The organism is Parapedobacter brassicae, from assembly GCF_051400755.1.
Taxonomy (GTDB): domain Bacteria; phylum Bacteroidota; class Bacteroidia; order Sphingobacteriales; family Sphingobacteriaceae; genus Parapedobacter.
The window spans coordinates 1,181,562-1,193,987 of sequence record NZ_JBLFFL010000001.1 but is presented as its reverse complement, the minus strand read 5'-3'; the positions used below and the strand labels follow the sequence as shown (position 1 = coordinate 1,193,987).

Sequence of the window (12,426 nt, the reverse complement as noted above, 5' to 3'; positions counted from 1 at the left end):
GTTGCCATGCAGGTTTCATGTATATGCAATAGTTACACGGCAAAAATGCGAATATTCGTGGTAAGGCCAAGAATATTTCCAGAAAACTTATTGCGCACCTATGGCATATACTTCTTGATCACCTCGGTGATGGACCGATTGTCCCGCAGTTGGGGCAGGTATTCAAACAGTGCCGTGTGCTTTTTGGGATCGGCGGCGAGCCCCAGCTCCAGGTAGTTCAGCGCCTCATTGTACTTGCCGGCAGCGATCAGGTAAGCAACCATGCGGTAATACAGCTCGGCGCCATCCGGATTGTTCTTGATGGCTTCGGCCATGGTTTCGATCGCGCGGTCCAGCTTATTCCGTTCGTATAAAATAGAGGAGAAATCCAGCCACGCCTCCAGATCGATCGGGTTGAGTTCCACCACCTTTTCATACGCCAGTTCGGCCTCGTCCAGTTGCTTGAGTTTATATCGGGCATCGGCTATAGCAAACCAATAATCGGGATTGTCCTGCTCAATATCCAGGGCTTTTTTGTAAAAATGCAACGACTCGAAATACCGCTCTTCGTAATCCAATGTCACGCCGATGCCAAACCATGCGTCCGCCAGGTTTGCATCGATCTTAACTGCCTTTTTGTAATACGACCGCGCATCGTCCATTTGCTCCAGCTTTTCGTAGCATTCGCCGATGGCACAATACGTCTCCGCGCCCGGGGGTTCATATTCAAAGGTCTGTTTGTAAACCTCGATGGCATCGCTATACTTGTCAAGGTTTACCAGGGCATTTCCTTTGTTGAAATAGGCCGAAGCAAAGTTATCCTTGATCAGAATGGCATAATCATACGCATCGATCGCTTCCTCATAGCGGGCCAGCTTATGGAAGGCATTTCCCAGGTTATACCAGGCCGCATAAGAATAGGGGTCGTTATCGATATACTGCTGATAAAAGCCGACGCTCTCGTCCTGCCGGTCAAGCACATCATAGCAAAACGCCAACTCATACAGGGCATCCTGGTTTTCCATGTTTTGTTCCAGGCTGTATTTGAAGTATTGGATGGCTTTTTCGTAGTCTCCCCGGTTTTGGTGCAGCAGGGCGATCTGCAGGTAAATATCGTCGGGGTTTTCGGCCAGTTCCAACGCCTTATCCAAGCTGTTGAAGGCCTCATCATAGCGCTCTAAATTGCCGAGTATGCCCCCCTTGATGAGGTAAATATCGCCTTCCGAGGGCTCCAGGGTTTCCGCTTTATCCAACGAGGCCAGCGCGCGCGAAAATTGGTTGGTCACGGCGAAAAGCTGGGCTTGCTTGAGGTAAAAAACAGCGGCAAACGGATGTTGGCTCACGGCATAATCCACTACCTGCAAGGCTTTGATCGGGTCATTTTTGTCCATATAGTAGTCAATAATCCCTTCAAAAGCCTGCGCATCAAAAAAGTACTGATCCTTATTGCGGATCATTTCTTCGTAACGTGCTACTGAAAATTTCGGATCTTCAGCAGGCCCATATTCGAAATCGTCTTCCATCTATACTCCTAACTTTAAGAACTATCGGGATTTTACGCCCTTCAACAACATCGTGGTTTTGATGATACAAAATAGGATTTGTTGGATGATTTTGTTAACAGAAGTTTTCAACAAATTGACGGATTAATTTATAATAACCACAAAATCAACCGAGTGTGGAAAATAGCATTGTATATAACCCGGTTAAGTTTAAGGTTGTGGCGTCCGTCTTTTGTTCACTCCCCACCATGTCTGAATCAAATAGCGATACAAAGGTACACAATAAGAAGCGAAAAATGTACCTTTGAAACATCCATGTTGCATTGGGGGCATCAAAAGACCTGTTAGAAAACGATAACAACGATGAATACCATTGATATTTCAGCCGTTCTCGGGCGGCTGGCCATCGAATCCATTAATCCCGCGTGGGGTACCGGGAGCTTCTCGGGCATGTCCGAGGGGAAGGCGACGATTGACAGCGTATCTCCCGTAGATGGGCGGCACATTGCTGCTGTGGGACAGACGTCGGGTGGAGATTACGACCACGTCGTTGCGCAGGCCACGGAAGCGTTCGCGGCGTGGCGCGGCATCCCTGCTCCGCAACGGGGGGAAATCGTCCGACAGTTTGGCGAGGAGCTGCGGAGGCATAAACAAGACCTGGGCACGCTGGTGTCCTATGAAATGGGCAAAAGTTTACAGGAGGGGCTGGGCGAAGTGCAGGAAATGATCGATATCTGCGATTTTGCGACCGGCCTGAGCCGGCAGCTATATGGCTTCACCATGCCCTCCGAACGACCGGGCCACCGCATGTATGAGCAGTGGCACCCACTGGGTGTGGTGGGGATTATTTCGGCCTTCAATTTCCCCGTGGCGGTATGGAGCTGGAATGCGGCGCTCGCGTGGGTTTGCGGCAATGTATGTGTGTGGAAGCCCTCGGAGAAAACACCGCTTACCGCAACGGCGTGCCAGGGCATCGTTGCCAGAGTGTTGGCGAGAAATGGCCTGCCCGAGGGGATATCCTGCCTGGTACAGGGAGGTCCTTCGCTGGGGGAGCAGTTGGCGGCGGATCGGCGGATCGCGCTGGTTTCGGCTACGGGCTCCACGCGCATGGGCAAGGCGGTAGCGGCAGCCGTGGCGGCTCGCTTGGGCAAGTGTATATTGGAGCTGGGCGGCAACAACGCCATTATCATCACTGAACATGCCGACCTCGATATTGCGCTGCCGGCGGCGGTGTTCGGCGCTGTGGGTACTGCCGGACAGCGCTGCACTACGACACGGCGGCTGATCATCCAGGAGTCGGTATACGAAGGGTTCAAGGAGCGGCTAGCTGGGGCGTACCGGCAATTGCGTATCGGCAATCCGCTGGAAACGCACCACCATGTCGGACCCCTGATCGACCGCGATGCCGTGCGCAAGTACGAAGCCGCCATAGCCCAATGCAAGCGCGAAGGCGGCCGGTTCCTCGTGGAGGGAGAGGTATTGACGGGTGAAGGATACGGTTCGGGGTGTTACGTAAGGCCCTGTATCGCCGAAGTTTCGCCGGATATGGCCATCGTGCAAACCGAGACGTTTGCTCCGATCCTGTATATCATGAAATACCGGACGCTGGATGAAGCCATCCGTATCCAAAATGAGGTGCCCCAAGGGCTGTCTTCGGCCATCATGACGCTGAACCTCCGGGAGACGGAACAATTTCTTTCGGTCGGTGGGTCGGACTGCGGTATCGCCAATGTCAATATTGGTACCTCCGGTGCGGAAATCGGCGGTGCCTTCGGCGGTGAAAAAGAGACCGGCGGCGGACGTGAATCGGGTTCGGATGCTTGGAAAGCCTATATGCGCAGGCAAACCAATACAATCAATTATTCGGATAAGCTGCCGCTGGCACAGGGAATAACGTTTGATTTGTGATGGGTGGTCGACTATCGGTCCGTGGATCATGTCTCCGCAAGATTAGTGTAAACGTTTGCATCATCACCGGAATCTAATTATCTTTAACGCGATTTCACATATCAATAAACACCACCATATGAGCATAAATGATGAGTCCCGTTATGCGATAGGACCTAACGAAGCAAAGGCCTTGGATACCGCAGCGCTTCGCGCAAACTTTCTGATCGAGACAGTATTTGCCGACGATGAGATCCAGCTGGTCTATACCCATTATGACCGCTACATTGCCGGCGGGGCAAAACCGGTGGGCAAAGCGCTGCCGCTGGAAACCATCGACGCACTGAAAGCCGATTACTTTCTGGAACGGCGGGAACTGGGCGTCATTAACGTGGGCGGAGCCGGCCAAGTGACCGTGGGCGGCGAGGTCTACGAGTTGGGGTATAAAGAAGCCCTATATGTAGGGCGCGGTAACGAGGATGTCGTGTTTTCTAGCCATGACAGCGCCCACCCGGCCAAGTTTTACCTCAATTCGGCCCCGGCCCACCAAGCATACCCGACGAAAAAGGTAACCAAAGCGGAGGCCGAGGTCGTTGAGCTGGGCAGTGTCGAGACGGCCAATCACCGGACGATCAACAAACTGCTGGTCAATAGCGTTATCAAAACCTGCCAATTGCAGATGGGTATGACCGAGTTGAAGGTAGGCAGTGTCTGGAACACGATGCCCGCACACACCCACGACCGCCGCATGGAGGTTTACTTCTACTTCGAGGTACCCGAGGGCCAGGCGGTGAGCCATTTCATGGGCCAGCCGGATGAGACGCGCCATATCTGGATGCAAAATGAACAGGCCGTCATCTCTCCGCCGTGGTCTATCCATGCCGGGGCAGGAACGAGCAATTACACCTTTATCTGGGGTATGGCAGGCGAAAACCTCGATTATGATGACATGGACAAGCGGGCCATTACGGAACTGAAATAACCACACTTAAAATCGAATGCGATGAATACATCAAGGAGCATGATTTGCTTTTTTTTCGCAGGGCTGCTACTGGCCGCATGCGGAAGTAACCGGCCGTCACACACGATTGTCATCAGCAATCCACTGGATCAAGACCGGCACGAACTGGTGAGCATAGCCTATGATGAGTTTACGGCGGCGTTTGCCGTGGATAGCGGATTCAGGGTAGTGGATGCCGCGACGGGCGCTGAAGTACCCTATCAATTGGAGACCCTTGGCGGGGATACCCCGCAACAGATCCTCTTGCAGGTGTCCGTTCCGGCTTCCGGGGAGGTGTCGCTCCGGGCCGAAGCGGGTGCTCCGCAAACAGAAACGCCGAGGACCTTCGCGCGTTATGTTCCCGAGCGGTATGATGATTTCGCTTGGGAAAATGATGTCGTGGCATTCCGTATGTATGGAAAGGCATTGGAGGGCCGTCCGGATGACGCGCAGGGGCTTGACATCTGGTCGAAACGAACGACAGATCTGGTGGTCGATAAATGGTATGCCCAGGGCGATTACCACACCGACCATGGTGAAGGCATGGACTATTACTCGGTGGGTATGACGCTGGGGGCAGGAGACATCGCCCCGTTCCACGATGGCGAGGTTGTCTATTCCAAGCATTACCGCGGCTACGAAGTGCTTGATAACGGTCCGCTGCGCACGACCTTCCGGCTGGATTACGAGCCCTGGAAGGTAGGTGACAAAACCGTTTCGGTGAGCAAATTATACAGTCTTGACGCCGGGTCGCAGCTGAATAAAGTGATCGTGACGTATGCGGTTGACGGGGACGGAAAGCTGCCCGTGGCCATCGGCATTGCGCGCCGGGCAGCTGGAGGTGAGCTGTTCAATGAGCAAGGTCAGGGAATCTTCGGCTATTGGGAACCGGCACAGGGCGACCACGGTATGACGGGCGTAGGGGTAATGCTGGCCGATGGCGATTTTGAGGGCTATGAAAGCCTCCCAAACCAATACCTGGCGCGGCTTACCGCAGCGGATGGGAAGACCATCACCTATTACAATGGAGGCGCATGGAACAAAGCCGGGAAAATCACCTCGGCCAAGGATTGGTTCGCCTACCTGAAGGCGTTTAAAGAGCGGCAGGCCTCCCCATTACGCGTGGAACTCAAATAGGGAATAAGCGGAAACAGACATATGGCAAACAAGAATCGATTTGATCTGACGGGCAAGGTGGCCGTGGTCACCGGATGCAAGCGGGGCATTGGCATGGCCATTGCCGAGGCCCTTGCCGAGGCGGGTGCCGATATCATCGGCGTTTCGGCGTCGCTGGAATTGCAGCATAGTGCGGTTTCCCAAGCGGTGGAAGCGACTGGCCGTCGGTTTGATGCCTATCAGGCCGATTTCGGCAATCGGGAATCCCTGTATGCATTCATCGAACGCGTGCGGGCCGATCATTCCCGGATCGACATCCTGTTCAATAACGCCGGCACGATCCTGCGCAAGCCAGCGGCGGAGCATCCCGATGCGTATTGGGATCAAGTGATCGAGATCAATCAGAACGCCCAATTTATCCTTACACGCGAAATCGGCAAGGATATGGTGGCCCGGGGCAGCGGCAAAGTGGTCTTTACCGCTTCGCTGCTCACGTTCCAAGGCGGCATCAACGTGCCGGGGTACGCTGCTTCGAAAGGGGCAGTAGGCCAATTGACCAAGGCATTTGCCAACGAATGGGCGTCTAAAGGGGTAAATGTAAACGCGATCGCGCCGGGCTACATTGCTACCGACAATACCGAGGCGCTGCGCGCCGACGCTGACCGGAGCCGATCGATCCTGGAACGCATTCCCGCAGGGCGCTGGGGTGAGCCGGATGATTTCAAGGGACCAGCGGTGTTCCTCGCTTCGGAGGCCTCCGATTACGTGCACGGCACGATCCTCACGGTGGACGGTGGTTGGATGGGGAGATAGTAGTGGTCGGTGCCAGGTGACCGGTGGGGCTATTGATACAGACCTTTGCTTTCTATAAACGCTAACACGCTGTCTGGCACGAAATAGCGGATATTCTTGCCATTTTTCACCGCATTGCGGATAAATGTGGATGAAAATTCCATCAACGGAGTATCCGTGATGGTAATGGAAGGGTGATCAGCATACGTTGCTGGAGCCGGATAATCCGGCCGGGGGTACACCAATATGCGATAGTCGCGCAGGATGATTTCATGGTTTTTCCATTTGTGGAGGGAGATCAGGTTATCTGACCCCATGATCAGCGCAAAATCCTTCTCCGGGTGCTTTTCTTTCAGGTAAGTGAGGGTGTCGATCGTGTACGACGGTTGAGGGAGCGTAAATTCAATGCTGCTGCTGCGGATATTTTCAGCCCGTTCAATCGCCAGGTTGACCATTTCGAGACGGTCGTACATGTTGATGAGGGAGTCCTTTTTTTTCAAGGGGTTATGCGGAGATACGATCAGCCAGACCTCATCCAGCGTGGTATAATTCGCCATGTAATTGGCAATTACCAAATGTCCGGTGTGTACGGGATTAAACGATCCGAAAAACAACCCTACCTTCCGCATGGCAAACTGGTTTATTCCGTCAGGAAATCCACAATCAATTGTTCGGCTTCTTTGCAAGCCTTATCCAGGTCATCATTATGGAGGATGACATCAAAACGGCGGGCGTAACCCAATTCCTTTTCGGCCTTTGCAATTCGCTCGAGCAGCTTTTCTTCGGAATCTGTACCCCTTCCGCGCAGCCGCTCTACCAGCACCTCAAGGGACGGCGGCTGTACAAACACCGCCAGGGCGCGGTCGGCAAATTTACGCTTGAGGTGGAGCCCGCCTTCCACGTCGATGTCGAAGATGACATGCTTTCCCGTGGCCCATATCCGATCCACTTCCGAGCGGAGGGTGCCATAGAACGTGCCGGAGTAGACCTCTTCAAACTCGATAAACTCCTTCTTAGCGATGCGGTGCAGGAATTCCTCCTTGGATATGAAATAATAATCTTTGCCATCAACCTCCCCTCCCCGCGGTGCACGGGTGCTGGCGGAGATGGAAAAGGATAGCTTGTCGGCATGCTTAGACAGCAGGTGCCTGACGATAGTCGTTTTGCCAGCGCCCGAAGGAGCCGAGAAAATGATGAGCTTCCCTTCCATGGCTACAGCACGTTTAGCAATTGCTCCTTGATTTTTTCCAGTTCCTCCTTCATCCGGATCACGACCTGCTGAATACCGGCATGATTAGCCTTGGAACCCAAGGTATTGATTTCGCGCCCCATTTCCTGGGAGATGAAACCCAATTTTTTCCCGTTGGCATCCGGCGCACCGAGGGCTTGGAGGAAATAGTTGCAATGGCTGCGCAGCCGCACCTTCTCTTCCGTGATGTCCAGCTTGTCGATATAAAAAATGAGCTCCTGCTCAAACCGGTTCATGTCGACGTTTTCTTTGCCCACGGCCTCATCCAAATACTGATGGATCCGCTCGCGGATAAGGGGAATGCGATTGGTCTCCACCTTTTCTACTTCGCTGAGCAGCCGCAGAATATCCTGCGTGCGCGACGAAAGGTCATTGCTAAGCACTTCGCCCTCGTCTTTGCGGAAGCGCTCGAGCTGGTCCACCGCATCGTGAAAAGCACCCATGAGCAAGGCCGCTTCTTCCTCGTCGGCTTCCTCCTCGTTGTGGCTGATGACTTCGGGCATGTTGAGCGCCAGTTCAAAAAGATTATTACCGTTTGTATCCAGTTCGTCGGCGATGGCCTCCAGCTGCCGATAATAATTCTTGAGCAATTCCGAGTTGATGGTGGCCGCCGCAGCGGATTGATCGACATACTCCACGCTCACCGTAATATTGACTTTGCCCCGTTCGATGAGTCGGGAGCATTCGCTGCGCAACGCCAGCTCTTTGTCCGAAAAGGCCTTGGGCAGCCGCAGGTTCAGCTCCAGAAATTTGGAATTCAAGGATTTTATTTCGACGCTGTATTTTACCTTTTGGTTGTCTTTGGCGCCGATGCCATAGCCGGTCATGGATTTGATCATGTGCAAAGGTAATAATAAGGTTTCAGCTTTCAGCAATCGGTCCACGGGCTTTGTTGGTGGGCTAAAGCAGTAGGGTATTCACACAAGGCGGGCGTCAGCACGCCGTTCAGATCGATGACTAGATGGTTTCTTTCTTCCTTTTGCCGCGGAGGACTTCCACGAGCGGCGGCAGCAGGGATAAGAGAATGATGGCGAAGATGACGTAGGTAAAGTTGTCTTTGATGACGGGTAAGCCTCCGAAGAAGTATCCCAGAAATAAAAAGGAGGCAACCCAAAGGATCGCTCCGATGACATTGTACGAGGCAAACTTCCCGTAGCTCATGGTGCCGATGCCCGCGACGAAAGGGGCAAAGGTGCGGATGATGGGAATGAAACGGGCGTAGATGATGGTCTTGCCCCCATATTTGACGTAAAACTGCTGCGTTCTTTCCAAGTATTCCTTTTTAAGCAACCGATACCGCCCACTGAATGCCTTCGGACCGACGTATTTACCGATGTGGTAATTGGCCATGTCGCCCAGGATGCCCGCCGCGATGAGGAGAAGGCACATGAGCACGATGTTGAGGTCGGTCTCGGGCTTGGCAATAATGGCCCCGGCAGCGAACAATAGGCTATCACCCGGAAGGAACGGGGTGACGACCAACCCGGTTTCAGCAAAAATGATGAGAAAGAGGATGAGGTATGTCCACGTCTTATAATCATTGACGATTTCGACCAGATGCTGGTCGATGTGGAGGATGAAATCGATAAGCGAATGAATAAGTTCCAATATCGTTATCCCAGATTATTCAACATGACGGGCATCACCAACATCAGGATATCCTCGTTTTCCTCCGCAACGGCCGGAATCAACAGTCCGGCGCGGTTAGGCGTACTCATCTCGATGACCACCTCGTCGCTATCAAGGTTGGTGAGCATTTCGACTAAAAACTTGGCATTGAAACCGATTTCCATGTCATCGCCTTCGAACTGGCAGCTGAGGCGTTCGTGCGCTTCGTTGGAAAAGTCGAGGTCTTCCGCCGAGATATTCAGCTCACTGCCCGAGATCTTGAGGCGCACCTGATGGGTGGTTTTGTTGGCGAAGATGACCACCCGGCGTAGCGAATTCAGGAACGTATGCCGGTCGAGTGTCAGTTTATTCGGATTCACCTGTGGGATCACCGCCTCATAGTCCGGATAGCGCTCATCGATCAGCCGGCAGATGAGGTGTATGCTGCCGAACTTGAAGAACGCATTGGTGCTGTTATATTCCACTGCTACGCTGGTGTCTTCGGTCGGCAGCGAAGATTTCAACAGTGAAAGGGCCTTTTTTGGCAGGATCAGTGAGGTAGGTTTCTGGGTGCCGATGTCGGTACGGCGATAACGCACCAGCTTGTGGGCATCGGTGGCCACAAACGTGGCCGATTGCTCTGCCAGCTGGACGAGCACGCCAGACATGGCCGGGCGCAGCTCATCGTTGCTCACAGCAAAAATGGTCTTGTTGATGGCCTCGGCCAAGACGGACGCAGGGATGCTGACGGATGAGGCGTTGTCAACCGTGGGGATTTTCGGAAAATCATCGGCATTTTCGCCGCTGAGCTTGTATTTGCCGTCTCCTGCGCTGATTTCGATGGCGAGCGTTTGGATGTCAACCGAGAATGCCACAGGTTGGTCGGCGAGTGTTTTGAGGGTTTCGATCAAGATCTTAGCGGGCATGGCCACGCGCCCTTCCTCCTTTGCTTCGATCGGCAGGGAAGTGACCATGCTGGTCTGCAAATCCGTAGCGGAGATGGTCAGTACGTTGTCTTTGATTTCAAACAGGAAATTTTCCAAAATAGGAAGCACCGTGCTGCTACTTGATGCTCCGCTGATGGCCTGTAATTGCTTTAGTAATATGGAAGTAGAAACAATGAATCTCATGTCCGAAATATATCGAATAATATACGTGCAATGATAAGGAAAAGATTTCGTATTCGGGAAATGAGATTGTGATTTGATGTCCAGCTCACCAATCGTAAACAATAACCGGACAGGTTTGTTGCTTTATACAGGAACCAATGATTTTACGCCATGGATACGAATAATCATCGTACGGATAAGGACGGCCACCCGCAAGCGGAGGATAATTATGCCGCCCATCAGGAGGATCCCGCTCCGTCGTCGGAGGCGATCAAGGAACCCAACGATCGGCCAGCGAGCAATACCATTTGGGTGGCGATCATCATCGCTGTCATCATATTAGCGATTGTATATTTGGTATATGTCTTCTGATCATCCCACCTTGCGGTTGCACTGAACGTCCGCTTCACTTATCGTGAATATACCCATTTTGGTGTATTGTTCGCTTATTGCGGTTTTTCGACTTTGGCCTCATAATTATATCGTTGATTATGAAGCCTCTTGTACCCATTTGTATCTTATTAAACTGTGCATTTCTTTCGGCGCATGCGCAGGAGCTTGTCCGTCAGGTGGTGGCCAACACTGGCCATAGCGGAACGCTTGGGTATACGATTGTCCAATATACCATTGGCGAAGCGGCGGTGGCGACGTTTGGCGGCGACCTGCTGCTCACGCAAGGGTTCCAACAGCCGGAAGTGGTCGCGGCAATCAAACCGCCGGAGGCTCCCTTCGTTACAGATTTTATCGTGTATCCAAACCCGGCCTCGGAGAAGGTAAACCTCGAATTTGATCTATTACAAGCTGGCCGGGTACTTTTTACGCTGGTCAACAACGCGGGGCAGGTGGTGTTTTCGACGACGGCCAATATGCTGGCCGGCCGGATTACCTATTCCATGCCGATCAGTAGTTACGCCTCCGGGTTGTACTACATCGTCATCCGTACCGGATATCGAACCTATACCGAAAAGCTGATCATTCAATAACGCAAGCACCTTAGCCATGAAGCACCTGACGCTAAAACCCGGCCGTATTTGGATCCTCGCCCTCGTGTTGCCCGTTTTTGCGGTGGCCCAGGTAGGTAATCAGACCATTACGACGGGAGCATCATTTCTGTTGCTGAGCCCCGATGCCCGCAGCACGGGCGTGGCAGAGTCGGGCACCGGCCTGCTGGCAGATGCCAACTCGGTATTCATCAACGCCGCCAAACTCTCGTTCGCCGGCGAAAAGGGATTGAGTTTTTCCTATACGCCCTGGATGCGCCAGCTGGTCAAGGATGAGCATTTGGGCTACCTTACCGCTTTCCACCGACTTAGCTGGCGGGAGTCACTCGGGATGTCTGTTAAATACCTCGATTTGGGAGAAATCAGTTTCCGTGACGAGTCGGGCAACTTATCCCAACGGTACAATGCGGGGGAATTTTCCATCGATGCCAGCTATTCAAGACTGCTGGGCGAGCACTTCGCGATGGCGCTTACTGCGCGTTACATCCACAGCAGCCTGGGATCCGGCACTTACAATGGGCTGGACATGGATAGGGCCAACGCCTTTGCCATGGACTTGGGCGTATATTCCGAAAGGGCGTATATCAATTCGAAGCAGTTCAGCAAGCGCCTGGCTTGGGGAATAAACCTGAGCAACATCGGCACCAAACTCAATTATACCAATGCCAAAGAAAGTTTTTTGCCGATGAACCTGCGGATGGGCATGGGCTATGCGCTGAATAACAATCCTGATAACCGATTAACGCTGTTGCTGGACGTCAATAAATTGATGGTACCATCCCGGCCGCGGTACCGGGTAGACGAAGAAGGAAGGCCCACCACCGAAATCGAAAAGGGCCGGGACCCCGACAGGGGCGTTCCGTCGGCATTATTCACGTCACTTTTTGATGCGCCGGGGGGCTTCGGCGAAGAGCTGTCGGAGTTCACCGTCTCCGGTGGATTTGAGTTTTGTTATTACCGGCAGTTTTTTATCCGTTCGGGGTATTTCTATGAAGATCCCGATAAAGGCAACCGACAGCATTTTGCCACGGGGGTGGGTTTCCGGCTAAAGTCATTGCAGATCGATATTGGATACCTGGCCCCCATGGCCCAACGATATACCGTGCGCAACGAATTGAAATTTACCGTGAGTTTCCATCCGGGCAGTGTGCTCGACATGGACTAATCAATACAGCAAAACCAA

The 12,426-nt window shown here is 52.9% G+C and carries 13 protein-coding genes; 7 read left to right on the top strand and 6 right to left on the bottom strand.

Annotated features, from left to right (window positions below):
• Window positions 1–98: 98 nt before the first annotated feature.
• Complete coding sequence (locus ACMGDE_RS04760; RefSeq protein WP_436831616.1) at window positions 99–1,502, bottom strand: tetratricopeptide repeat protein; 1,404 nt, start codon at window positions 1,500–1,502, stop codon at window positions 99–101.
• A 342-nt stretch (window positions 1,503–1,844) separates the two neighbouring features.
• Between ACMGDE_RS04760 and amaB the strand changes: the two genes are divergently transcribed.
• From amaB to ACMGDE_RS04740, 4 genes are all read left to right on the top strand, one after another.
• Window positions 1,845–3,389: an L-piperidine-6-carboxylate dehydrogenase gene (amaB, locus tag ACMGDE_RS04755; protein ID WP_436831615.1), complete on the top strand. Its 1,545-nt coding sequence runs from the start codon at window positions 1,845–1,847 to the stop codon at window positions 3,387–3,389.
• Between the two features lie 118 nt (window positions 3,390–3,507).
• Complete coding sequence (kduI, locus tag ACMGDE_RS04750) at window positions 3,508–4,350, top strand: 5-dehydro-4-deoxy-D-glucuronate isomerase (protein WP_436831614.1); 843 nt, start codon at window positions 3,508–3,510, stop codon at window positions 4,348–4,350.
• 21 nt (window positions 4,351–4,371) lie between these two features.
• Complete coding sequence (locus tag ACMGDE_RS04745) at window positions 4,372–5,505, top strand: BT3233 family polysaccharide utilization protein (RefSeq protein ID WP_436831613.1); 1,134 nt, start codon at window positions 4,372–4,374, stop codon at window positions 5,503–5,505.
• A 21-nt stretch (window positions 5,506–5,526) separates the two neighbouring features.
• Window positions 5,527–6,297, top strand: coding sequence for an SDR family oxidoreductase (locus ACMGDE_RS04740; RefSeq protein ID WP_436831612.1), 771 nt, complete (start codon window positions 5,527–5,529; stop codon window positions 6,295–6,297).
• A 29-nt stretch (window positions 6,298–6,326) separates the two neighbouring features.
• Here the strand turns inward: ACMGDE_RS04740 and nadD are convergent, their stop codons facing one another.
• The 5 genes from nadD to dnaN all read right to left on the bottom strand — a co-directional run bounded on the left by nadD (window position 6,327) and on the right by dnaN (window position 10,263).
• On the bottom strand, window positions 6,327–6,905 hold the full coding sequence (gene nadD, locus ACMGDE_RS04735; RefSeq protein WP_436831611.1) for a nicotinate (nicotinamide) nucleotide adenylyltransferase: 579 nt from the start codon (window positions 6,903–6,905) through the stop codon (window positions 6,327–6,329).
• An 11-nt stretch (window positions 6,906–6,916) separates the two neighbouring features.
• Complete coding sequence (gmk, locus tag ACMGDE_RS04730) at window positions 6,917–7,486, bottom strand: guanylate kinase (protein WP_436831610.1); 570 nt, start codon at window positions 7,484–7,486, stop codon at window positions 6,917–6,919.
• 2 nt (window positions 7,487–7,488) lie between these two features.
• On the bottom strand, window positions 7,489–8,364 hold the full coding sequence (locus ACMGDE_RS04725; RefSeq protein ID WP_436831609.1) for a YicC/YloC family endoribonuclease: 876 nt from the start codon (window positions 8,362–8,364) through the stop codon (window positions 7,489–7,491).
• Window positions 8,365–8,482: 118 nt separating this feature from the next.
• Window positions 8,483–9,133, bottom strand: a complete 651-nt coding sequence (locus tag ACMGDE_RS04720; RefSeq protein ID WP_436831608.1) for a DedA family protein — start codon at window positions 9,131–9,133, stop codon at window positions 8,483–8,485.
• A gap of 5 nt (window positions 9,134–9,138) precedes the next feature.
• Window positions 9,139–10,263: a DNA polymerase III subunit beta gene (gene dnaN, locus ACMGDE_RS04715; protein WP_436831607.1), complete on the bottom strand. Its 1,125-nt coding sequence runs from the start codon at window positions 10,261–10,263 to the stop codon at window positions 9,139–9,141.
• Window positions 10,264–10,413: 150 nt separating this feature from the next.
• Between dnaN and ACMGDE_RS04710 the strand changes: the two genes are divergently transcribed.
• The 3 genes from ACMGDE_RS04710 (at window position 10,414) to porV (ending at window position 12,408) form a co-directional block, all read left to right on the top strand.
• Entirely contained in the window at window positions 10,414–10,614 is a 201-nt protein-coding gene (locus tag ACMGDE_RS04710; RefSeq protein ID WP_436831606.1) for a hypothetical protein, read from the top strand.
• 119 nt (window positions 10,615–10,733) lie between these two features.
• A complete protein-coding gene (locus tag ACMGDE_RS04705) occupies window positions 10,734–11,225 on the top strand; it encodes a T9SS type A sorting domain-containing protein (protein WP_436831605.1) in 492 nt (163 codons plus the stop codon).
• Window positions 11,226–11,241: 16 nt separating this feature from the next.
• Window positions 11,242–12,408, top strand: coding sequence for a type IX secretion system outer membrane channel protein PorV (porV, locus tag ACMGDE_RS04700; protein ID WP_436831604.1), 1,167 nt, complete (start codon window positions 11,242–11,244; stop codon window positions 12,406–12,408).
• The last annotated feature ends 18 nt before the right edge of the window (window positions 12,409–12,426 follow it).